Raw genomic sequence first — 22,503 nt, 5'->3', positions numbered from 1 at the left:
CCCGCCACTTAGTAGCTCTCGCGAGCTTACTTGAAGTGGGGGCTTCTTAGGAACTAGATACTTTTATTAGCTATCTATATTTACTAAGCTATAAGGGCAGTCCCTGCCCCTAAAGAAAATACCAATTACATGGCTAATTTTAGCAAGTTGATACTTGCGTTTACGTCTCTATCGTGATGTTTGCCGCAAGAAGGGCAATCCCATTCACGGAGGTTGAGATTCTTAACGTCTTTATTTTTGTAATCACACGATGAACATAATTGACTACTTGCATAGTGTTTAGGTGCAATTATCAAATCACGACCTTTCCATACTGCTTTATAGTCAAGATATTCTCTAAATTTAGCCCAAGATACTTCACTAATTGCTTTTGCTAACTTATGGTTCTTTTGCATGTTTTTCACTTTCAAGTCTTCAATCACAATTACTTGGTTTTCGTTTGTGATTTCACTACTTACTTTGTGAAGAAAATCATTGCGTTGGTTAGCAATCTTTTCATGAAGTCTTGCGACTTGTAATCTAGCTTTGTTCCGATTAGATGAACCCTTCTTTTTACGTGACAAAGAACGTTGTAGAAACGCTAATCTTTTTTCAGCTTTTCTCAACCATTTAGGGTTTTCGTATTTTGCACCATTAGACAATATCGCAAAGTCTTTCAAGCCAACATCAATCCCTACTTTTGTATCAATTTTAGGGAATAATTGTTCATTTTCTTCTACCAATACTGATACAAAATATTTTCCAGTAGGTGTTTGAGAAATTGTAACGGACTTTATCAACCCAAAGAATTGTCTATGTTGCTTGATTCGTACTAACGTCTTTAACTTTGGTAGTTTGATACAACCATTCTCAATATAGACTGTTCCTTTTTGATTATTCGTTGTATAGCTTCGATGGTTATCTTTCTTACTTTTGAATTTTGGAAATCCAACGGATTTATCACGAAAGAAATTAGCGTATGCCTTATTTAGATTCATTTGAGCATTGGCTAAAGCTAAACTATCAACTTCCTTTAGAAAAGGAAAATCAGCTTTGTATTGTGCAGGTGTAGGATATTTGATAGACTTGTCAAGTTTTTCTTGTGACACTCGATAAGAGTTAATTCTATCCGCAAGCATTTTGTTGTACACAAAACGAACGCAACCGAATGTTTTTGCGAAAAATAATCGTTGTTCATTATTTGGATAAATCCGATACTTATATGCTTTCAACATAACCTACACCTCACTTTTCACCTTGATTTTCAATATACTTTTCGACTACATCTAGTGTTGCACCGCCAGTAGTCACCAAACAAAAGCTTCTTGACCAAAACATTTCTTTCCAAAGTTTCTTTTTCACTTGTGGAAAGTCTCTCTTGATTAGTCGAGAACTTGCACTCTTATATGCATTAATGAATTTTGTCATTTCTGTATTTGGATGTGCTTTGAACAGAATGTGAACATGGTCAATATCATGATTCCATTCAATCAATGTTACATTATATTTTTCAGACAGGCGTACAAACATGTCTTTTGCATATTCTGACATATCATCATCAAATACATTTCTTCTGTATTTCACGACCAATACAAGATGATAATGCAATAAGAACACCGAATGATTATTGCTATCTAATTTCATTGATATACCAACCTTTATACTTTATAAGACTGATTATATCAGATGCAAAATAAAAAGCAAAGCCTTTTGGCTACGCCAAACCGAAATTCATCTCCCACCTACCGTTGGGCTATCGCCCTGCACACGCTTGAGGAAGGAGAATTCTTTCGGGTAGTGCGTTAAAGATTTGAAGTATTAGTTCATATATTTAAAACACTACTTAGTAGTAACTCCAACTGATGTAAGGGGTGCAGGTTGTACTAACATCATTAACAATCACTAACACTTCCGGTTTATGTTTGATGTGCATGGTCAGTCGGTAAGTTCCGACATCCGCATCTTATCTTCTTCTTTTTTAACTACGCATTTGCCATTTCCCCTATCAGTAGAGTTATTTCCAAATAACGACCGTTTTATGGATAGCTAAAGTATCTATTGAAAACTTAACTAATTCAGGTTTACTCCTTCCGTAAACTCGTATATAATTTAAAGCGCTTAAACTAATCTATATTATGAGTTTATGGAAATGTTTTTTTGCTAAGTGCAGAAAAGGAAATTGTTAGGTTTATAAATTCTCCATGAAATATTTTTCATAGTTATAGTACATAATTTCTGGGGGTGTTAAAACATGGATTACGAAAAAGAATTTATACAGCATTGCTTCATATGTAGTGACAATTCCGGAGTGGAAAAAAATGAAAACGGAAATTGGTTTTGCTTTAGTTGTAATAATGATTTGTAAAATATAAGGAGTCAAGATCGTGAGTGAAAAAATCGGGTACGCAAGAGTTTCAACCGAAGAACAAAATTTAGAAATGCAAATAGAAGCTTTGAAAAAAGAGGGTTGCAACAAAATCTTTAAAGAAAAAATAACAGGAAGAAAAGAAGATCGCACAGAGTTCGGTAAATGTATGGATTATTTACGCAATGGCGACACATTAGTTATTTACAAACTAGATAGGCTTGGAAGAACAACAAAGCAGTTAGTAAATTTAGCTGCATCATTAAGAGAAAAAGGAATTGAACTTGCTTCAGTACAAGATGGTATAGACACAAGCACTGCACAAGGTAGGTTCTTTTTCCATATAATGAGCGCATTTGCTGAAATGGAGGTAGAATTAACACGTGAACGCACAAGAGCTGGACTTGCTGCGGCTAGAGCACGTGGAAGGAAAGGTGGTCGCCCCCGAATGAGCCAAGAAAAATTAGAAAAAGCTATTAAATTATACAACGCAAAGACACATACATTAAAGGAAATAACCGAAATAACAGGTGTATCTAAATCTAAACTTTATCAATACTTAAAACAAAAAAGATAGCTGCATTTATTACAAAAAAACCCACCTTATGTACTGATTAATAAGGTGGGTTGAAAAGAAAGAAATTTCGAAGGGGACCTCACTCAAAATATTACAGCTATTACTAATTATACTAAATAGTTTCATATAAGTCAAAAATATCGAAAGTGAACTTACAACTTTAGTTGCGCTAAGACAAAATAACTTTTCATTTATACTTCTCCATCCAAGTATGAATTGCTTCTTTCACATCTGCTGTACTTTCTTTAACTTCTTCCAAAAGAAAAGATAACAATGTAAACCAAGATATGTCATCATTATACGGATTATTTTTATTAACATATTGTAACACCTGTTTCAATTCTTTCATTCTTCTTTTATCAACATTTTCGTTCAAATATAGTTTTACATAAGCATTCAATAAATTCGTGTTTCTTACACTAGCATCCAAAAGTAGAGCTGTAGCTTTTGATGGAGTAACATCAAGTGCAGCTGCTAAACATTTAATCTCGTCATATGTAACTTGACTAAATCTAATCGTTATCCTTTCATTTTTTCCAGACTGATATTTTCCTTGCAATGATTCCAGGGAAGGATCCCCAATATATACTGTACTTACTGTACTCATGTAATTGTAGTCTCTTCTAAAAAATGAAGACAGATAGTCTATGACTTTTCTTGATTTTATTCCTTTTTCACAAATAACTTCAGCAACATCTTTAACTGGGGTGTTTGTAATATAAGATAATCTGTAGATACAATCTTTCAACTCAACTGCTATTGTCGGTTTGACATCTCGTTTTTTGTCAGATCGAACTTTTCTTTTTTTAACTACACTCTGCCCTTCCCCATTCATAAATACCCCTCTTTTCTTCATTTTTTCTCTAGGACAGTGTCCTTGTGTCCTAAGCTTATTTTTAATTATATGGGGCATGGGGAGGACTTATGTTTAAAATCTCAAAATCCTGTCCACACTGATATTAAACTATTAAACATGTGGAAAGGGGAATGAGTATGAAAATGACGAAAGATGAAGCCAGAACTTTAGCAAAAAAAGGTATTGAACACAGCAAAAAATACGGCATTCCATTGAAAAAATCAAACAAAAAACTGAATAAATAATATTTAATGAAACAAGTGTTTTATTAAATTCACTTTAATTGAAGCCTTTTTTGTTCTTTCGCCAAATATTTTTGAACCGTTGAAACAGCCCAATATTTCTTCCCTGCTATCGTTACATCAGCAGCTGGAACAAGTCCCCGACTAATGTACACATTTAACTTAGAGCGATCATAAGGGACACCATTTTCCTTTAAATAATTTGCGAATTGCACTTGATTTAAATAGGTGTCACCTTCTCGCACTAAAGAAAATGTTGGTCTTTTTATCAAGAATGTATCTTCTTTAAAAAAAGTAACAATGGCATCTAGTGCCAGTTCCAGCCATTCTTCATCTAAATGCTGACAGATTGATTCTAAGTTGAAATTTTGACCCTTTGGGTTTTCAAAGAACCACAACATTTTTAAAAATGTCTGATCCTTATCATTCAGATTTGACAGCGCTTCATCCGCAAGGATTACACTGCCATTATATGGTAGTAACTTCTCCAGTTTTGGTATTTCATCCACGATCAAAGATGTAGCTTTTCTCATTCAAAAACACCCTTTCAATTTTGTTAACAACGTTAACTAAATTGTGCCACATATAGTTAACGTTGTTAACACTGTCGCAATAAAGTTTGTCCATGCCGTCCCATAAGCGCAGACCCTTTACGGAATAACGAGAAAATAATTTACTCTTAAGAGAGTGATGAAGAATAAACTAGGCTAGAGAGGTAATGATGTGTGAGGGGTTCGATGCCCTTCACACATCACATTTTGGGTGTTTTTGCCCAACCCCTCGAAAAGGTCTATTTCAGAATTATCGAAGGTAGTACACAAACTTAACCAACAAATAAAAACAGAAAAGTTCAGCAATTCGACATAATCCAACAAATAAGTAAATTAATCTATGTTATATTAATATTTATTAAAATCCCCTACAAATAAGTAAATTTCTTGTTTCACTTGTTATTGAACTTGCCTTAAAGAGAGGGAGGGATGGATTTGAACACAAAGGAGATAGAATTGAAAAGTGGCGCCCACTTTAATAGAACCGTTGGGGGGATTGTAACAAATTCTTTGGATGCTGTTGATGTAGCTGTCCAAAATGGGTGCGCTATACAGGATGTTAGGTACACCTTGAGGTATCCTGAAATTATGATATGTGATCTAAGTAACCCCGAATACCCTTTGAACCTATGCGATGGTGAAACTATTTATAACTGCTTTATAATGATTGAAAAGACACTATCTGATTACATAAAAAATACTAATATTAAACGTATAACTGGTGATAGTCTGAAAACAGAAATTGCGATTACTGGCCCTATTAAACAGGAACTTTGGCAGGTAAAAAATGCGATTTTGCAAAGGGTTTATGAATGTTTAGACATAAAGTCTAAAATGTACTTGAGCCTATATGAAGCAAGAGGAATTCACCAAATTAGGAACATTAACAATTCTAATGACATTGTGAAAGAGTTTTACCAACAATTTATTGCAAAGTATTCAGAGTATATTAAACAGGAAGCAAAACCGCAAATAAAATTATTTAATCAAAGCACAATTTATCAAAATCACCTATTGTGGAATAAAATTAAGGGGCTTGCAAAAAACAAATTATTTATACTGACGGCGGGTTTGTCGATTGCTTTAGGATATATGAATTCCACCATGGACAAAAGGATATTTTTCACTGAAGTACATAGAGAAAATGACCCTTATCAGCTTTATAGAAAGAAAAACTTTCATACTATATTCCCCGAAAATATTTGTGAGGAAGCCCAACATGATTCTATAGTTATTATTGATAAAATTTATACTGGAGGGAGTTTGCTAATAGCCGAAGATTTGGTTGTTGGTAAAAGATCAAATACCTCACCTAAAATATTAAAAGTTGGTTTATTCCCTAAATCGTACCATTCGCTTCATAACGTGGATTATGTTGTTTATGCTGGTAGGTTGATTAAATCAACTTATATATTGGAAAATTACACCTCAGAAGATTGGCATTTCGGACTATTACTAGAACCCAGTACAGAAATGAGAATCCACATTTAGTTAGGAATAATTATCGGGAGGTCTTTCTAGTGAAACAAACAGTATCAAGTATAAAGAAATACGGGCAGTTAAAAGCAGAAATACTTGTTGAGGGCATTAATTACAGTGACGATTTCTTGGTGGAGTTTTCCAAGAAGAATGATCTATTGGAAAAAAGGAGAGCCTACGGCAACAGTGATGAGAAAATGTTTCCCAAAGAGATGAAAGTTCCTCAAGAGATACTACTACCGGAGGGGATAGTAGTTGCAGTAAACCAAAGAAATAATGCAAAATGGAGTTTGGAATGCGTTAACGATAATTTCTATGTAACAAATGGTGAGGAATTAATCCCTATCGAATTTCCGCAAAGACCAAATTTTTATGATCTTAAAATGATGGATGGTTCAAACGTGTCACGAGTAGTTACTCTATATGGAAACGCAACACTGGGGGTTTTTAGCCCGGGAACTTGTTATTTTTGGGCCAAAGGAGAGGAATGTAAGTTTTGTTCACTCCAGCCGACTCGCAAATCACAAGCCGATCACGAAATGTTCATAAAACCCGCTACAGCAAAAGAAGCAATTAAAATCGCATTAGAATCAGAGGGAGAGCGCGTTAATCATTTTCTCCTTAATGGTGGAACAATAAGTAACTATGACCTGGGTTTCAAAAGACACATAGAAGTTTTGGAGGCGGTTTCCGAACTGGACATCCCTTCACATGTCGAGAAGCATTTAATTTCTATGCCACCGAAGGACCTTAGCTTATTCGAAAGATTGTCAAAAACGGGGGCCACTATAGCAATGGATCTCGAAATTTATGATAAAAACCTTTTCGAAGAAATTTGTCCCGGAAAATCAAAAGATTATGGCAGAGAAAATTTTTTGGGAGCGCTTAAAGAAGCGGTGAAATATCTTGGTAGAGGAAATGTTTATTGTGGATTTGTAGGTGGGTTAGAACCAGTAGAATCTTTGGCAGAAGGGATGCATAGATTGGGAGAATTGGGTGTTGTGCCAGCCATTAATATTTTCCATAATGATCCGGGGTCACAGTTTGCCAATAGACAGAGACCCAAATTAGATGAGGTAAAGGAAATAGGCTATCATATGAGTGTTGTGTATGATAAATATAATTTTAAGCCCTTTATAAAAAACACTGGTAGAAATTCACTGGATACTGAAGCATATTTGAAGTGTTTCCTTTAAACTGGAGGAGTATATATGACGGGAAAATTTATTTGCTTTGAAGGGTTAGATGGCTCGGGTAAAACGACTATAGCCAAGAATGTAGCTGAACAACTAAAAAAGACAAATGATAAAGTTATATTTTTGAATAAAAAAGAGGTTTCATTTAATACAGGATATGTAGACAATCATATGTCTACAATAAAAAAAATATTATGGGACTACGCACCAGATGACCCTTTGGGGGAACTTGGGGATTTACATTGGCTACATCTGAATTTATCATGGTTCTCAGTTTTAGAACAATGTAAGATTAAGCCATTGTTAAACTCTAGCTATACCATTATCATGGACAACTGGTATTATAAACTCTTTGCTAGGTATACGCTGAAAAATAATTTTGATCAAGAGTTAACCAAAAAATCTTTTCAATCATTGTTGAAACCAGATATTACAATATTCCTAGATGTAGATCCTTATGTCGCGGTAAAAAGAAGAGATAACATCTCAATAACTGAATCAGGGAATATGGATGGTTTAAATGGTAAGACAACTACCAACTTTATCACATATCAAAGCATGGTGAGGGGTGTTTTGAATGACTTCTGTAACGAGCAAAAGTGGAAAAAATTTTTTATCGATCATAATACAGAAGAAGAAATAACAAATAAGGCTTGTAAGATCTTATCCATGGAGAATCTACAAGGGAGTGTAACATGAACATAGGCCCTAATATAACAAAAACATGGGATGGACTTGAGGTAAGTACAGTCCCTCCCTATGGCATGGCGGTAATTGTATTTAAGATAGTTGAAGAACGCATTCTTTATTTAATCTTAAGAAGATCTTGGAAAAAAAGAAATGAAAGTTGGGAATGGGGGCCGCCTGGGGGTGCAAGAATTCCTGGAGAGAGCATAGAGGCTTGTATGAAGAGAGAGTTATATGAAGAGACCGGTTTAAATTTAAACGCAAAACTAACACACATTGGAGACAAAAGTTGGTATGTTTATTATCTAGCCATAGGAATTAATGAAAAAATTATATTATCAAAGGAGCACGATGATTATCTTTGGGTGCCTTTGGAAGAAGCCATTGAAAGGTGTTCTCCAGCCATAGTTAAATGGCAAATTCAAAAGGTTGATGAAATAATAGCAAAGCGGTATATGCAAAGGTGATAATATGAAAGGCGAAAAAAGTTTTAAAAAGTTTATATTCCTATGGGGAACACAGTCTATATCTGAAATAGGTAGTGCGGTAACTCTTTTTTCATTAATAATATGGTTGACACAACATTTTAATGACCCAAGTGAGAAACACGATTTAGCTTTCTCGTTAGCTGCTATAAATATTTCTTTTGCTTTAGTTTACATACTTCTTCAACCTTATGCAGGTGTCGTTGTAGATAAATATAATCGTAGATCCATAATGATGATGTCAAATTATGTGAGCAGCTTATTAACAATTGGATTATTGATATTATTAACCTCAGGGCAAGTAAACATTTTATTGTTAGTGATATATAATTCCAGTATTGCAGCTTGTCGTGCTTTTCACATGTCGGCTTTTAGTTCTTCTTTTTCTTTAATTGTTCCTGAAAAACATTTGTCTAGAGCTAATGGTATGACACAGGCTAGCTTCAATTCCTCCGAAGTTTTGGGGCCAATATTAGCTAGTTTTTTAATAGCCGTTCCTGGTCTTCTTGGGGCGACTAAATATCTTGACTTATTTTCAGATGGAATCCCTTTTGCCATACTTGTAGACGCAATTTCGTTTTTAATTGGGGCATTTGCATTACACTTTATTTCTTTTCCATACCTTAAGCCAAATACGGCAAAAACAAGTCTTATAAAGAATTTCCGTGAAGGGATAAAATTTATAAATAAGCCACTTTACTTGTTGTTGAGTATAATTGCATTATCCAACTTAATTATCCCGACCTTAATAACCTTGCAACCTTTACTAGTCAAATATCATTTAACAGATGTTTGGTCAAAAGGGGAGCTATCATATGATTCAGTATTGGCAACGTTGAATTCAATTAACGCATTGGGGGGAGTTGTAGGAGGTATTGTTGTTACCTTGTGGGGGGGAATGAGAAGCAAAAAGATATACGGTGTGGTTTTTCCAATGATTGTAGTTGGGGTGTTACAAATTTTTTACGGTCTTTCCCCATTTTTGTATCTGACTGCTGCGATTGGGTTCCTTATATTTTTTGCTGATACAATTTTAGCAACCCATTCTCACACAATTTGGCAAACTGTTACACCGGATCACTTACAAGGAAGAGTTTTTGCGGTTAGAAGAATGTTAGCACAAGTTACTTGGCCATTAAGTGGTTTTCTTGCGGGTTGGATTGGAGGAGTGTTCAACATCTCTCACGCAATTGTTTGTATGGGCGTTTTAAGCGCTGTTGTAGGTTTAATTTATTTGGGAAATAAAACACTCTTATCTGTAGAAGATACGCCAATTACGGATTATATAAAAGCAAATTAATAAAGATCTTTTAAGGGAGGTGATAAAATGCCAATAGTTGTTAAATCTGCACCAGTAAAATGGAAAAAGGGCAAAAAGCAAAAGTAAAAAATTCTAAAGAGCTAGAAGGGTCTCAGTTTGAGATCCTTCTATGTGCGTAGGAAGGGTGTTACGTAATGATTAGAGAGGAATTAATTCTTAAGTTGTTGGGTTACAATAATCAAAAATTAAAATTAGATATGGATGATTTGTTCTTTTTGAATAAAGCTAAGATAAACGGGTTAATATTTGATTTCTTAGATTCCGATACACTTGAAGTAGATCAGACTCTTCTGGATATTTTAAGGGAATTAAGTTCCTTTAACTATATAAGAAATGTTAACTTATTAAAGGAAGCCATAAACATTGATTTTCTACTAGAAAGACATCAAGTGAAAAGAACTTGGATAAAGGGGATTGCTGAACTATTTAACAACCCTTCTAATCTAAAAAGTAGAAAGCAGTTTGACATAGATATTTTGGTTGAAAATCCGTATCAAGTAAGGGATCTTATGATGGAATACGGATTCACCTACGGGGCCTATGATCTCCATGGTAATTGGGTAACAGCAAACAAAGATGAAATAAGTAGTCTGGAGAAGGAGGATTACGAGCTATTTCCGTTAACCAAAAATATTAACTTGGAAAATTTACACACAAAAGTAAACCCTGATACATTGACGTTACAAAGAGTTTTCAAAGAAGGTACACACTACTTTACAGATGTTTGCTTGGATATTCACAATGAATTAACATTTGATTTAAAACCGGCATGGATATTAAAAAATGGGTTTTTTCCTACCATGGATGAGATTGATGAGATTTGGTATTTGTTAAATAAGTCTTTTTATGAACAGATTGAAGGACACTCCTTGAATTTACAGTCGCTAATTGTCATCATCAACAAAATTAGGCAAACAAAGTTAAACCATGAAGAGATAAAAAACAGGTTAGATTTAACAGGATTTTATAATGAAACTGCTGTCAATACCATGTTCCACCTGGCAAACGGTACAATTGATGACTCAGAATTGAATAAGATTGTACAAACATTCATGCATAACTTTGAAAACTATAAAAACCATTCTGTCCCAAGTTAATTTAGATTTATTTAAATGGGTAGTAGATTGGTAGTAAACATACCGCACATAAAAGGGTATAGTATATACTCTTTTATGCCCTACATCCAGAATTAGGAAACAATCATGAATCGGCTTCACTGTACTATCCCTTAAAAAGGAATTTTTCGGATACCCCATTCAGAGTAATCTTTAGTTGGGCCAATTCCCGAATCATAGCATCCATGTTAATCGGATCTTGGGATTTATTAAATTCGTAATGCCCATACAGATTAATGTGTTGCCAAGCTACAGGGGAGACTTGCTTCAGGACATCTGAATCCTGTCCATAGTTTTCCATGTAACTTAACATATTTGATAAAATACTGGCATTATAATAAATGATGCAATTAGCAAGTAAACGGCTGCATTCTCCCCAGATTTGTTGCTCTTGTTCATTTTTGAAGCGAAGCTTGCCAAAATTAGCATACGATACTGCACGGCGTAACTTATGGTAACTTTCACCACGATTCAGGGTTCGCTGCACATTCTGACGCAGAGGCGGCGAATCAATATAGTCAAGCAAATACAGACTCTTGATGATGTTATCATACTCCCATAGAGCACGTTTTGTTTTATTTTTACGGGCATAAGCACTTAACTTTCCAATGATAATACTTTGTGTTGTAGTTTTCATGGCCAGAGACAAGATAATACGCTGAATATTATCCCATTCTTCAGCAATCAGATCTGTGTTGATTTTTCGAACAGGTTTGATTAACACATTTCCGTATTGGCTTGGATGTTGGAATCCATATAACGATCTGCTAACAGTGCCATAGATATCCTTGTAACGAGGAGCAAACTGATACCCAAAAAAGTGAAGGATGGAGAAATTCACTTCATTGGTTCCGTGAGTGTCAGTGGAGTGCACTTCGGGCTGAATATCGGTTGTGTTGTTATATAGAATATCAAACACGTAATGACTTTTATGTTCATTCGCCCCAATAATCCGGGCATTGACGGGAATATGGTTAGCGACCATCGTGTAAGAAACAATTCCTTTATTTAGGCCAAAATATTTGGGGGAATGGCGCGAATTCATGGTATTGATCCGCGTTTCAAATTTTTGCCCATCACTACTTGAATGGATGGTATTATCCATATCGTAATGATGGAAAATCGGCATCTCCGTTACCGCATTACTAATTCGATCATTGGCTTCCTTGAATGTCTCTAATCGGATAAAATTATCGGACGTAGCCGAAAGCAAAGAGTAAGTGATATCAGAAAATTCCCCCATGCGACCTAATCCCATATTGGTTCCCCAGGCAATCAAACAGGCATCCAGAATATGATCTTGTCTTGATTGCTTAGCATATCGGCCTAGAATGTGATCGAATGATTCCATAAAGGAACAGTGTTGATTCACATAATGCAAAACACTGCCGATATCAATTGGTTTTAATGCGTCAAAAAAGGCATGATTGACAGACTCTGCCTCCCGAGTATTGGAAAGTGTCCATCGGCCATGAGGTCCTCGTTTTTTATGTACATGTTCGTTTTCACCGGATACAATACGTTGGTTTACTGACATTAGACGCACTTCAAGTTTTTGTTCTATTTCAGCTAAATGTTTGTGAATAGGCTGATGGAAGGTTGTTAGACCAGCATCGGCCAATAATTTGTTTTTCTGTTGCCAGTCGAAGGTATGAAAATAGCTCGATCATTTTAACGTCGAACAAGACATTTAGCCAGTGGGGAGAAGTTTTAGGAGACGGTATTATTGCAACAGCAATATTGGATCGGTTACTTCACCATTCCAGGGTCTTTTCCGTGGATGGGCCAAGCTTTCGAATGAAAAACAAAGCTGCCGAATAAGGTGGCAGCTTTGTATAATTTTAGCCTGACGATTTTGTAGAAATTTAAACGGCCTTGACAGCGTGGCCATGAAGTGATTTATTATTATATCTAGAGTTCTGGCTCTTCTAATTTCTGCTCCCGTTGTAACAATCGATTATATTTGATTAATTCTTGTTTTTCATAATTAGCTATAAAATTAGTAAATGAAGAATAATCTCCTGTTACTCCAGCTTCATCTAACGTGCGATAATATTCTGATTTATGCTCTTTCTCGATAATGACTGGCAAGTAGCCAGACTTAAACAATTCTAGATTCATTAACAATCGAGCTGTCCGACCATTCCCATCAATAAATGGATGTATATTCACAAACAGGCTGTGCAATATTGCTGCTTTTTTTACTGGATGCATATTCTCTTCGTTGTGATACCATTCCACTAGGTGACTCATTTTTTCTGGAACGTTTATAAAGTTGGGAGGTGTGTGACTTGCGCCACTAATGATAACATCATCTTTTCGGTATACCCCCGCATTTTTATTGTCTATTCCATGCAAAATGATTGCATGAAGTTCTTTGATTGTTCGCTCTGTAAAAGGCTCTTTTTTCTTCACAATATCTTCGCTTAATAGAATAGCTTCCTTATGATTTATAGCTTCTAAATGTTCACGCATAGACTTTCCGGAAATAGTTACGCCATCTTCTAGAATAGCTTTTGTTTCATGTACAGTTAGTGTACTACCCTCAATAGCATTGGAGTGATACGTGTTTTTAATTAAATAATCTTCTTGTAAGCTCTTGACTAATCTTTTGGATAACGGTCTTTTTTTATCAACTTTTTTCTTTAGCTCTGTTAATTTATTTAAATCAATATGTTTTTCCATGCGTAACACCTACCCTCAAATAATTATTCAACCATTTCAGATACAAGCGTATTGATGACTCTAATATACTCTTGGCTACATGAGATGTGAAAACTCTTCTCTCAGACGTTTCGAAGTCCCTCCTTTAACTATTTTAGCCAAGAAGCCACCACTTACTCATTGGCTTCGCCCTTCACATTCCTTGAAGATGGGGGGGCTCGCCTATTTCAGATAAAACACCCCATTCTACATTCATAGTGAAGGTCCGTTACTTCGGTACTTTTTCTTTTTCTTAGATTTAGTTTTTAAATCTTCTTCAAATTGCTTTTTAGAAGAATAACTTCTATCCTGCAATAATCCATATAACATTCCATGCGTAACACCTAATAAATTTAAAGATGAATTTTTACACTCATTCAACTCTTTATTTATATTCTCATCTATATTTATAATACTTTCATAATCAGCTTTATTAATGGCTTCTGTTACTGGATCAATTTCTTTTATTAGCTTGATATAGTTTTCAGGAATCGGATACTCACTAACACTTCTTAAACATTCATCCTTGAAAAAAATCAAGTGATGAGGATTATCAATATTAAGGTTATATTTCTTCAGCAAAATATTGTTTTGATTTACATCTAAATGTTTTTGAGAAAGTATATCCAGAATACCTATTTGTTCATCAACCGTATATCGTTTCAAATGTTTAATCGTTTCTTTTGTAATTGGCTGTTCATAATATTCAGCCCCACTCAATAGAAAATCTTTCTCCTGAATCGATAATTTGTTAATGTTTATATTAGGATATAAATTATTTATCTGTAAATCATATAGCTCATTTATTAAATCTTTAGCCTCAAAGATATGATCCATATCCTTAATTAGTTTTCTCAGTTTCTTAAACTCCATAGGGTGTTCCATTGCTGCTTTTTTAAGCTTAACTTGTGAAGAATCAGCCGACACTTTTAGAATTTTTTCAATCCTTTCCTTTTCAATCATAATTGAAGATATTCTATGATCTAATGTCATTGCAAAAGCATATGGGTTAGCATAAATTTGTTCTATTTCATATTCAAATTTTAATTGAATTGACTTTTCTTCCATTTGATCAAGTTCTTCTTCAGTAAGAACACGTTTAGCGCTTATAGTTTCTTCAACTATTAATAATTTTTCATCAAAAGTCAAACTTTCAATATCCCAATTTGGATAATACTTATTTATGAATCTTTCACTCTCATTAGATAAAATTTCATCAGCAGCCTTTAATAATTCTTCTTCTTTATCAATCCTAGATAATTGCTTTACCTTATAATCATTATTAGTAGTGAATTGAATTGACCTCTTCCAACTCTTCAATTGTTCTTTTCTTTCAGTTACAGTTTTATAGTTAATAAAGAATTTCATTTCTTTTGCTATATAAGATAATTGTTGCTTCTCTTTCGGAGAAAACCTTCTAACAAATTTTTGTTCCTTCTCAATTCGTTTCTTTCTCTCTTTGAATTTACTTAAATCCGAAATATTTTTATTATATGCCTTAATTTTTTTGTTTAATGATACTCTTTCAGACTCGATTCCTTTCTTCTCCATCTTCCGAGCTACATACCCTTCATGTATTGTTGGAAGATATTCAATTCCACGATCTTCATTAGAAAGGTGAGATACGGATTCATTAATACCATTTTCCTTTAAGCATACATTAACTTTTTCAGCCCACATCTTTCTCCACTCATTAAAAGTTTCTTTCTTATTCCAATCAGTAGTATCTACCTTGTAGAAAGATTTTTTACCTCTCTTATCTAATACATGTTCTCCGTATTCATCAAATTTATATTCTCTTCTAGCTTTTACTCCCCATGAACCATCAGGATTAAAAGGTCTTACAGTAAGCATTACATGGAAGTGTGGATTATTTTCATCATCTCTATGTATTGCAATATCAGCAACCATCCCACGGTCAACAAAAGCTTCTTTGCAAAATTCAAGAGTTAATTTCTCTTGTTGTTCATTTGTTAGTTCTATCGGCAAGGCAACATTAAACTCTCTTGCAAATTGGGCATTATAATTTTTTTCAATTTTATTTACTTCATTCCATAATCTTTGACGATCAGAAGTCCATTCAGGTGCGTTGGAAGGAGTCAAGATATGGGTTACTGGTTTTATATCACGCTTATAATAAAAAGATTGGTTGTCTATTTCATCAACTAATTTATCACCAGATCGGTATGCAGCGCATGCTAAAGGGCTTTTAGGTTTACCTGTATCCTTTGATATTCTACTCATAATTTGACCACTAAAATGATAAATAGCCATGTTACATACCTCCAATCTAAAATAATGTATAAGCACTCAACCAAACATGAGTGAAGCGAATTTTTACAAACACGCCTGACGGAAACCACAGGAGAACGGAGTTCTCATTGGTTTTAGCACACACTCGATAGAGTGTATAAGTGCGCCATTCACTTTGTTATGGATATATTCTACCACACTTATTGGTTATCCTCAATGTTGATACTCTCAGGTTGTTTGTTTTTATTGATACGTTTAAAAGAGTTTGATAGACTTGTATAAAAGGAAAAAGGAGATAAATACTATGGCCGAAAATACTCAGTCTAAAATTCTATCAATTGAAGAGCAAATTAAAAAGTTAAAGGAAAAACAAAAAAGAGAGATAGCTAAGTTGGAGCGTAATACAGGAAAGAGGTTTCTTGATAAATTTAATCTACAAAACGAATCTTTAGATACTATCTATGAATTTATTGATACACTTATAGAAAACCAAAATAACAACACTAATACGCCATCTGGTGATAAGATTGACGAATCAAATTAGTAAACTTGATAAAAAGATTAAAAAGTTAGAACGTGAAAGAAAGATACAAGAATTGTCTCTTAGTAAAATAAATAGAAAGAAAAGAACAAGAAGATTAATTCAAATTGGAGCGCTATCTGAAAAGTATTTTGATCTACATCAAAATGACCTTCATGAAGTAGAAGAAATTTTTTCTCAGTTTTCTAATTTCGTTAAATCAAACAAATTAACTAAATATAAAAAATAGGAATCTTATAATAAGATTCCTATTTTAAAGTTCTAATTCATTTACTTTTGTTTTTAATGACCTATATTCATTAATCAATGTTTGATCTGGTTGCTTATTAACAATTGCATTATCAAATAAATTATTAAAAGCATTTGAATCTGCAACAGATTGAATAGATAATTTCATCATAGTTTTTGGCTCTACATTAGACCAATCAAGTTCATATCCATTTTTCAAAGCTAAAACCCTGAAAAACTCTCTTTGTGTTCTTCCATTACCTTCTCGGAAAGGATGTAGCATATTTACTTCTGTAAAATAATATGACATCTTTTTCACAAAATCATCATATTCCATTCCTTTTAAATATTTATCTGTTTTTAGTTGCCGAAATACATCACTGGCATAGTTTGAAAGAAACATTGGATGCGCAAAAGGGGTGCTTCCTTTAAAAATTTGTTCTTCTCTTAATTCTCCAGAGAAAGGATATACATCTTTGAAAATATATTTATGAATTTTTTGAAGGTGCTTCATCCCAAATGATCCAGGTATAGGACTTCTGTATAGTTCATAAAGTCTTTCAGCTGTAATAATCCTCTCAAGTTTCATTAATTTTTCATGATTTTGTTCATTAAATTTATTTATTAAAACATTTGTGCCAGGATAACAATACTTTGATTGTTTATCCATTTGATAATTCCTTTGCTTTTTCAATAAATTCCTTTTTTGAAAGCTCCCCATTAACTTTCGATAAAATTAATTCTTCTTCTTCCTTAGTAAGATACAAACCTTCTATTGCCAAAGTAGATTTTGTGTATTCCATAGCCTTATTTTTCATTTGTATCCTCCCTAACTTCGTTCTCTAAAATGAGCTTAAATCAGCCTTTATATCATTTGTTATAGGTTCATCTCGTTTATGTTCTGAGCCTATACTTTTATTTTCAGTTTTCGATTGAGTTTCATTTAGTTTTGTAGTTTGTATTTTTTCTTCATTTTGTTTTATTAAATTGTTATTATAATACAACATTTCTGTGTGCAATTTTTTCGCAATTTCATGATCTGTTATGTCCTCATAACCATAACGATCAATGCTATGTTCGATCAACGAAAATATGCTGTTTTGCGCATTAGACTGCGCGTCAATCCATCTAGTAAACTTTTCTTTTTTTACTTCAGATTTCGAAGAAATATTCATAAGAAACTTCTCTCTTAGTTTTTTCATATTTACACCTCAATTTTAATATCTTAGAGGCCTTTTAGCCTCTAAGAAAACATCATTTTAGCTAGGTAATACGTACCTCTTGAGTTCATTGTAGTAGCATACTTTTCTGGTATCCAAACGACCTTAAAATGGTTGCTTTCCGCAAAATCCATTAAATCTTCATGAATGTCCTCTTTAAAGGTAATACTTCCACCACCATGAACTAAAATGTAATCTACATCTGACGACGCCAATTCCTGAAAGGACAGTTGAATTTCTTCTAAAATCGATTGAGATTGAACAAATGTTGCTTCTTTCATTACGTCCCTTGCCAGTTGGCCTCTTTCATTGTCTTTTTCAAGCCAATCTTGCAGCTGTTGCCGAGTAAACTTATCTGAGATATTTAAATGGTCTCTTAATAAAGAAATGGCAACATCAGAAGCATGTCCAACTCCTAATCGTTTTCCTTTACTTAATCCTTGAACAGGGTTTGCACCTTCAATTACTACAAACTCACTAGTCCCATCACCAATATCAGCATGTAATGTTCTTGCTTTCATAAAGTCTGACGGGGCTTTATTTTCTCCATATATTTTATTAAAACCCTCGAGGATTTTATCATCACTGTTGAAAAATGCAAGCATTGCTGTTCTTCCTTCTTCAGTAACTTTACATTCATTTACTTTAATAGAAACAAGAACTTGGTAATCTCCAACATAAAGTGTGATATTATGTTTAGTTTTAAAACGATCTTCTAGTGTTTTAGCGTTTTGTTTACTGAATTCCGATGACGGAATTGCAGTAGCCATTTTCAAATCAATAGATAAGCTCTCTGGAAGCTCTTCTTTGTTTTCATAATGATCTTTAATGGCTGTTGCAGCTACTAACGATAACGATGTAATAATCGGAACGTCATGAGTAGATTTTCCACCTAGACTAAGGGTCATGTTTGTTTTAATCCCATCATGCTGCATAGCTTTCTTACCTACTATGTAGTCTCCGTTTCTTCTTATAGAAGGGGAAGAGATATTAACTACTAGATTATCAAAAAGATTTTCCATCACTTGTTCTAAAGGTAGATCATTGGCTTCTGGTGTTTTAGGTAAATAAGATATAACAGATGGTTGTCTTACCATTTGTATTTGCCCATTAGATTCAAAAGCTAATTCTGTTTTTGCATTCCCAATATCAATTCCAACACATAAATTCATCCCGTTCACCTCATAAATAGTATTTTTAACTTCTATAACCATTATAAACCACACACTCAATAAAGCAAACAAAAAGATATAAAAAAGGTATAAAATAAATATATAAAAGAAATATTCCCGGCGTCCCTGTATGGCTTTTATTTGGATTAATATGACGAATCCTTATAAGCGCACTTTGCTTCCTCTACGCTTTTCCAATCAAATTCACTTTTTATCGCTCTTAGCAATTCTTGAATTTGCCTCTCTGAATATCCCATATTTTCCATACCAAGCATTGCATATCCTAAACAAGCATCGTTGCTCCAATCCTCTGATTGTGCTTCCAATACTAAATGTCTTAGGTACTGGGATCGATTGCCTTTGGCTAGTTCATCCAATCTTTTCCAACCTTCTTCAGAAAGGGTGAGTGATACTTTCTTTGTCACTCCTAAAGATGGGCGACCTATCTTTCCCAATTGACCGTTCGCTAACTTTCCACGACAATTCACACATAAGAATAACTTCTCTTTTCGTGCTACAAAATCAATAACATCATTTGTGCTACCACAATTCATACATTTCATTTTTCATTACCTCCCTTATTTGACTAGAACCTGACTTATGCAGGCTCTAGTATTGGTGACATATCCGTATTTTCAATTCTGTTATCACATGAAGTACAAATTTCAATCCAATTAGGATGTTCCTCGTACATTGGGATGAAGTACCCTCCACAAGAACACTTATGGCTATTAGCTTCTAGTTCTTCTTTATCCATGTATAGCAGTGTCATATGATTTTCAAAGGCTTCCTCACTAAGCTTCTCTAACTTTTTTTCTAATGTATTGATTGTATTTGCCTTTTCGACATCAATAACTTTTAGATCTGCTACTTCCTTCTCCAATTCCTTGATTCTAGCGATTTCCTTTTTGTTGAATAAACCCTTGATATATTTGAACATAACAACCATTCCCATCTCTTTAAGTTACTTTTATTATACAATAAAGTTACTTAAATGTCAATGGTTTTAAGTAACTTTTAAAAGTTTTTTCCTTTTCCCTCCCCCTTGTTTTGGGGTGGAAGTTGGCTAGTCGTGTGGGGGCTAAACCCCACGTACCGTCACTTACATATAGCTAAGAGCAGTTATTATAAGTCGATAGCACTGGCGGTTTGGTGGGTACAATAGATGGACAAGCTGACTACCTAATTCCTCGTTTTGGGTTTGTCAGCTTGGCAAAGTCAATCCACCCACCAAATTTCGGAGAGCAAGGGGTAAAAGGTGGAGATTTTTGAGTGGTCCATCTCAAAAATACTACCTGACCCTTGCTTGGAGAAAAGCCCTTTGATGTAGAAGAGAGTAACATTTTCTAAAAACAAGCTGAAACCGTTGATATGACTGGTTTACAGCGTTGTTGGGTGTGTTCACATTTGACGGTAACCCTTAAACTAAAAGATGCTTTATATCTTATTGATATATATAAGGGGTATATAAATACGCTATGGCAGGAGTTTTATTGTCTTTTTGATTCTACTTTATATAAAAAAGATATAAATTAAACAAAACGCAAAGGTTGGTGGTAGAAATGGGTGTATTTTAGATATATTTTAAATATAAAAACAATCAAACCAAAAAGAGGGAGGTGTTTATTGGTGGCGTTCTATGTTTTTTTGATATAAAATAGAAATATAATAAGTCAATCAATATTGGGGTTGAAAATTCATTTGCAGATACTTTTATTTACTGTTATACTTATCTCAACAAATTGAACGACAATAAAAAAAGACCACCAGCCATCTAAGTAGTGCGCCAAACACTCTTAGACGGTTCCCCCTAAAACCGGTAGGGAAAACACTGACGGGTAGTCTTCTTAGCTTTTTTCTTATATATACATCTTATAATAATATAAGAAGAAAGTCAAAGAGAAATCCTGTTTAGAAACCTAATTTGTGCTACTTTTTTTACACAAATAAAGGCGATGTTTTCCTTCATACGATAGGGAGTCATCGTCTTTTTATTGTTAAAAAGGAGCATAAAAAATGTCTGTACTATTAAACAAAAAAGAACCTCAAAATTATACAGTTGATGGAGTTCGTTTTTTTAAAAAACATTTAGATAAGATCCGTTTGGATTCTATGGTAACTGACACCCCCATCACAACCTCTGAAATTTCTGTTTTCATGATACTTCACCTATACACTGATGAAATGGGTCAAATTCGCTCACTAACGAATGATCCATCTATTAGTTCACGTAAGCAATTGTGTATTTCCAATATCTCAAGTGAACATGATTTAACTTATGAAACTGTCAAAAAAGCTTTTGATAGTTTGTTAGAACGTAATTATATTAACGAAGTGTATACATCAACAGGCATGCATTATGAGATTGTTGATTACGCAAAATATAATCAAATTAACAATCGTGTGACGGAAGAACAGTCTAGCTATTTCCGCATACCAATAGCTTTATTCCAAGAAAAAATATTTGGACCATTGATTAAACACCGTTACCACAAAGGACCGATCTTACTATTGGAATTGAGTCAATACTTTACTGTACAGCTAGGTACTAACCGTAGAAATGTTGAAAATATTGAAGAAGTTCAAGGAACAAGAACTATGGCATACCTTAAAGAAACACTTAATACAACAGCTAAACGTGTAAGAAAGTTCCTTTCAATTATTAGTGTTGTGTTCTCTTTTGATCCCATCGAAGAAAAAGTAAAGCATCCCTCAAAAGATCGTACTAAGCGAAAAAGAACATTTGTACAAGTATGCGTAGATAAATTTAGGTTCAAATTAACTGGAGCTTGCTTCAAAGCAAATGATCTAGTAGAAGAACGAAAAGCATTTGCTAAATCCAAAAAAGAAATGGATGCAAGAATTAAAAACGCTAAGCTACCGTTGAAATGGAGAGAAATAAAAGACATAGAACGCTCTATTAGTCGTATCGTAAAAACATCAAAGTATCTGCAGGTAGTATCTAAAGGGGAGAAAATGCTCCGTTATACTTTAACGCAAGTAGCTGATAAATTAGAAGAATTACATAAGTTAGGGAAATTAAAAGAGATTAAATCGATTGGGGCATATGTCAATAAATGCTTTACAAATGCTTTTAATGACTTCCGAAAGGAATTCATTACATATACTGACGAAATTGATATAACACATGCATATAATAAAACATATGGAGTAAATCCCCCTTTCTTACTCAAACACAATTGATCCAGTAGTTCGATTAAACAACATAAATTCATTCCAGCCTTTTCAAAAAAGTAAATTGAAAGGGCTATTTGTCATTACCTCTTTTAAAAGCCCTCCTTTTCTTGCTTTTAAACAACCATTTACTCACCATTGATTTTCAAATCTAAAGGTCCTGTTACGTCTTTTTCATATAAAATAAACTGTATTTATAAACATCTATTTTTAATAATATGTATTTATAGTTATGTGAAATATCGAGTATTGTATTTATAGTTATGTGGATTGAGGAATACGTATTTATAGTTATGTGGATTTGTGATTAGTGTATTTCTATATGAAATATAAATAGC

22 protein-coding genes and 2 pseudogenes are annotated in these 22,503 nt (G+C 33.8%); 11 read left to right on the top strand and 13 right to left on the bottom strand.

Going from position 1 to position 22,503, the window contains the following annotated elements:
- Positions 1-125 precede the first annotated feature (125 nt).
- Both tnpB and tnpA read right to left on the bottom strand, forming a co-directional pair.
- The gene (gene tnpB, locus N784_RS13520; protein ID WP_036835715.1) at positions 126-1,214 is read right to left on the bottom strand and encodes an IS200/IS605 family element RNA-guided endonuclease TnpB; all 1,089 of its coding nucleotides are present in this window, start codon (positions 1,212-1,214) and stop codon (positions 126-128) included.
- 10 nt (positions 1,215-1,224) lie between these two features.
- Positions 1,225-1,623: an IS200/IS605 family transposase gene (gene tnpA / locus N784_RS13515; protein WP_036835714.1), complete on the bottom strand. Its 399-nt coding sequence runs from the start codon at positions 1,621-1,623 to the stop codon at positions 1,225-1,227.
- A 740-nt stretch (positions 1,624-2,363) separates the two neighbouring features.
- Between tnpA and N784_RS13510 the strand changes: the two genes are divergently transcribed.
- Positions 2,364-2,921 carry a recombinase family protein gene (locus N784_RS13510; RefSeq protein ID WP_036835712.1) on the top strand — a complete coding sequence of 186 codons (558 nt, stop codon included), beginning with the start codon at positions 2,364-2,366 and terminating at the stop codon, positions 2,919-2,921.
- A 187-nt stretch (positions 2,922-3,108) separates the two neighbouring features.
- Here N784_RS13510 and N784_RS13505 read toward each other — a convergent pair whose 3' ends face one another.
- Both N784_RS13505 and N784_RS13500 read right to left on the bottom strand, forming a co-directional pair.
- A complete protein-coding gene (locus N784_RS13505) occupies positions 3,109-3,756 on the bottom strand; it encodes a hypothetical protein (RefSeq protein WP_036835711.1) in 648 nt (215 codons plus the stop codon).
- Between the two features lie 295 nt (positions 3,757-4,051).
- Positions 4,052-4,552 carry a hypothetical protein gene (locus tag N784_RS13500; protein WP_036835710.1) on the bottom strand — a complete coding sequence of 167 codons (501 nt, stop codon included), beginning with the start codon at positions 4,550-4,552 and terminating at the stop codon, positions 4,052-4,054.
- A 453-nt stretch (positions 4,553-5,005) separates the two neighbouring features.
- Here N784_RS13500 and N784_RS13495 point away from each other — a divergent pair, with 453 nt between their 5' ends.
- The 6 genes from N784_RS13495 to N784_RS13470 all read left to right on the top strand — a co-directional run bounded on the left by N784_RS13495 (position 5,006) and on the right by N784_RS13470 (position 10,835).
- Entirely contained in the window at positions 5,006-6,061 is a 1,056-nt protein-coding gene (locus N784_RS13495) for a hypothetical protein (protein WP_036835709.1), read from the top strand.
- A gap of 29 nt (positions 6,062-6,090) precedes the next feature.
- Positions 6,091-7,245 (top strand): radical SAM protein, encoded by a 1,155-nt coding sequence (locus tag N784_RS13490; RefSeq protein WP_052127326.1) that lies wholly within the window; start codon positions 6,091-6,093, stop codon positions 7,243-7,245.
- Positions 7,246-7,260: 15 nt separating this feature from the next.
- Entirely contained in the window at positions 7,261-7,944 is a 684-nt protein-coding gene (locus N784_RS13485; RefSeq protein ID WP_052127325.1) for a dTMP kinase, read from the top strand.
- Complete coding sequence (locus N784_RS13480) at positions 7,941-8,399, top strand: NUDIX domain-containing protein (RefSeq protein ID WP_036835708.1); 459 nt, start codon at positions 7,941-7,943, stop codon at positions 8,397-8,399. The genes N784_RS13485 and N784_RS13480 overlap by 4 nt, the downstream gene beginning before the upstream one ends.
- Positions 8,400-8,403: 4 nt before the next feature.
- The gene (locus tag N784_RS13475; RefSeq protein ID WP_036835707.1) at positions 8,404-9,717 is read left to right on the top strand and encodes an MFS transporter; all 1,314 of its coding nucleotides are present in this window, start codon (positions 8,404-8,406) and stop codon (positions 9,715-9,717) included.
- Between the two features lie 155 nt (positions 9,718-9,872).
- Positions 9,873-10,835: a nucleotidyltransferase family protein gene (locus N784_RS13470; RefSeq protein ID WP_036835705.1), complete on the top strand. Its 963-nt coding sequence runs from the start codon at positions 9,873-9,875 to the stop codon at positions 10,833-10,835.
- A gap of 124 nt (positions 10,836-10,959) precedes the next feature.
- Here N784_RS13470 and N784_RS13465 read toward each other — a convergent pair.
- Positions 10,960-12,495 (bottom strand): annotated as a pseudogene (locus N784_RS13465) (transposase); the annotation flags it as partial.
- Between N784_RS13465 and N784_RS16685 the strand changes: the two are divergent.
- Positions 12,492-12,674 (top strand): annotated as a pseudogene (locus N784_RS16685) (ATP-binding protein); the annotation flags it as partial. The pseudogenes N784_RS13465 and N784_RS16685 sit on opposite strands and share 4 nt — an antisense overlap.
- 90 nt (positions 12,675-12,764) lie before the next feature.
- Here N784_RS16685 and N784_RS13460 read toward each other — a convergent pair.
- Positions 12,765-13,538, bottom strand: a complete 774-nt coding sequence (locus tag N784_RS13460; protein WP_036835704.1) for a Fic family protein — start codon at positions 13,536-13,538, stop codon at positions 12,765-12,767.
- 231 nt (positions 13,539-13,769) lie between these two features.
- The gene (mobQ, locus tag N784_RS13455) at positions 13,770-15,830 is read right to left on the bottom strand and encodes a MobQ family relaxase (RefSeq protein ID WP_036835703.1); all 2,061 of its coding nucleotides are present in this window, start codon (positions 15,828-15,830) and stop codon (positions 13,770-13,772) included.
- 283 nt (positions 15,831-16,113) lie between these two features.
- Here mobQ and N784_RS13450 point away from each other — a divergent pair, with 283 nt between their 5' ends.
- Both N784_RS13450 and N784_RS13445 read left to right on the top strand, forming a co-directional pair.
- On the top strand, positions 16,114-16,353 hold the full coding sequence (locus N784_RS13450; protein ID WP_036835702.1) for a hypothetical protein: 240 nt from the start codon (positions 16,114-16,116) through the stop codon (positions 16,351-16,353).
- The gene (locus N784_RS13445) at positions 16,337-16,579 is read left to right on the top strand and encodes a hypothetical protein (protein ID WP_036835701.1); all 243 of its coding nucleotides are present in this window, start codon (positions 16,337-16,339) and stop codon (positions 16,577-16,579) included. The genes N784_RS13450 and N784_RS13445 overlap by 17 nt, the downstream gene beginning before the upstream one ends.
- A 24-nt stretch (positions 16,580-16,603) precedes the next feature.
- On the opposite strand, the gene N784_RS13440 is transcribed toward N784_RS13445, so the two are convergent.
- The 6 genes from N784_RS13440 to N784_RS13420 form a co-directional block, all read right to left on the bottom strand.
- Positions 16,604-17,248, bottom strand: a complete 645-nt coding sequence (locus tag N784_RS13440) for a Fic/DOC family protein (RefSeq protein WP_036835699.1) — start codon at positions 17,246-17,248, stop codon at positions 16,604-16,606.
- A complete protein-coding gene (locus tag N784_RS16855) occupies positions 17,241-17,396 on the bottom strand; it encodes an antitoxin VbhA family protein (RefSeq protein WP_198134431.1) in 156 nt (51 codons plus the stop codon). Before N784_RS16855 ends, N784_RS13440 begins: the two co-directional genes overlap by 8 nt.
- A 24-nt stretch (positions 17,397-17,420) precedes the next feature.
- The gene (locus N784_RS16055) at positions 17,421-17,780 is read right to left on the bottom strand and encodes a hypothetical protein (RefSeq protein ID WP_052127324.1); all 360 of its coding nucleotides are present in this window, start codon (positions 17,778-17,780) and stop codon (positions 17,421-17,423) included.
- 41 nt (positions 17,781-17,821) lie between these two features.
- Positions 17,822-18,970, bottom strand: coding sequence for a ParM/StbA family protein (locus tag N784_RS13430; protein ID WP_036835698.1), 1,149 nt, complete (start codon positions 18,968-18,970; stop codon positions 17,822-17,824).
- A gap of 146 nt (positions 18,971-19,116) precedes the next feature.
- On the bottom strand, positions 19,117-19,533 hold the full coding sequence (locus N784_RS16050) for a hypothetical protein (protein ID WP_052127323.1): 417 nt from the start codon (positions 19,531-19,533) through the stop codon (positions 19,117-19,119).
- Between the two features lie 35 nt (positions 19,534-19,568).
- Positions 19,569-19,919, bottom strand: a complete 351-nt coding sequence (locus N784_RS13420; RefSeq protein WP_036835697.1) for a hypothetical protein — start codon at positions 19,917-19,919, stop codon at positions 19,569-19,571.
- Between the two features lie 1,067 nt (positions 19,920-20,986).
- Between N784_RS13420 and N784_RS16045 the strand changes: the two genes are divergently transcribed.
- Positions 20,987-22,174, top strand: a complete 1,188-nt coding sequence (locus N784_RS16045) for a hypothetical protein (RefSeq protein ID WP_052127322.1) — start codon at positions 20,987-20,989, stop codon at positions 22,172-22,174.
- Positions 22,175-22,503: the final 329 nt, after the last annotated feature.

The sequence above is a fragment of the Pontibacillus litoralis JSM 072002 genome, assembly GCF_000775615.1.
Lineage (GTDB): Bacteria > Bacillota > Bacilli > Bacillales > BH030062 > Pontibacillus > Pontibacillus litoralis.
This window is presented reverse-complemented; position numbering and strand designations above follow the sequence as displayed.

Excerpts from the sequence above, each read along its gene's own strand:
- tnpB (WP_036835715.1), bottom strand. The coding sequence starts at position 1,214 with ATGTTGAAAGCATATAAGTATCGGATTTATCCAAATAATGAACAACGA.
- mobQ (WP_036835703.1), bottom strand. The coding sequence starts at position 15,830 with ATGGCTATTTATCATTTTAGTGGTCAAATTATGAGTAGAATATCAAAG.
- N784_RS16045 (WP_052127322.1), top strand. The coding sequence starts at position 20,987 with ATGTCTGTACTATTAAACAAAAAAGAACCTCAAAATTATACAGTTGAT.
- N784_RS16055 (WP_052127324.1), bottom strand. The coding sequence starts at position 17,780 with ATGAAAAAACTAAGAGAGAAGTTTCTTATGAATATTTCTTCGAAATCT.
- N784_RS13505 (WP_036835711.1), bottom strand. The coding sequence starts at position 3,756 with ATGAATGGGGAAGGGCAGAGTGTAGTTAAAAAAAGAAAAGTTCGATCT.
- N784_RS13450 (WP_036835702.1), top strand. The coding sequence starts at position 16,114 with ATGGCCGAAAATACTCAGTCTAAAATTCTATCAATTGAAGAGCAAATT.
- tnpA (WP_036835714.1), bottom strand. The coding sequence starts at position 1,623 with ATGAAATTAGATAGCAATAATCATTCGGTGTTCTTATTGCATTATCAT.
- N784_RS13500 (WP_036835710.1), bottom strand. The coding sequence starts at position 4,552 with ATGAGAAAAGCTACATCTTTGATCGTGGATGAAATACCAAAACTGGAG.
- N784_RS13470 (WP_036835705.1), top strand. The coding sequence starts at position 9,873 with ATGATTAGAGAGGAATTAATTCTTAAGTTGTTGGGTTACAATAATCAA.
- N784_RS13475 (WP_036835707.1), top strand. The coding sequence starts at position 8,404 with ATGAAAGGCGAAAAAAGTTTTAAAAAGTTTATATTCCTATGGGGAACA.
- N784_RS13440 (WP_036835699.1), bottom strand. The coding sequence starts at position 17,248 with ATGGATAAACAATCAAAGTATTGTTATCCTGGCACAAATGTTTTAATA.
- N784_RS13420 (WP_036835697.1), bottom strand. The coding sequence starts at position 19,919 with ATGGTTGTTATGTTCAAATATATCAAGGGTTTATTCAACAAAAAGGAA.
- N784_RS16050 (WP_052127323.1), bottom strand. The coding sequence starts at position 19,533 with ATGAAATGTATGAATTGTGGTAGCACAAATGATGTTATTGATTTTGTA.
- N784_RS13485 (WP_052127325.1), top strand. The coding sequence starts at position 7,261 with ATGACGGGAAAATTTATTTGCTTTGAAGGGTTAGATGGCTCGGGTAAA.
- N784_RS16855 (WP_198134431.1), bottom strand. The coding sequence starts at position 17,396 with ATGAAAAATAAGGCTATGGAATACACAAAATCTACTTTGGCAATAGAA.
- N784_RS13430 (WP_036835698.1), bottom strand. The coding sequence starts at position 18,970 with ATGAATTTATGTGTTGGAATTGATATTGGGAATGCAAAAACAGAATTA.
- N784_RS13480 (WP_036835708.1), top strand. The coding sequence starts at position 7,941 with ATGAACATAGGCCCTAATATAACAAAAACATGGGATGGACTTGAGGTA.
- N784_RS13460 (WP_036835704.1), bottom strand. The coding sequence starts at position 13,538 with ATGGAAAAACATATTGATTTAAATAAATTAACAGAGCTAAAGAAAAAA.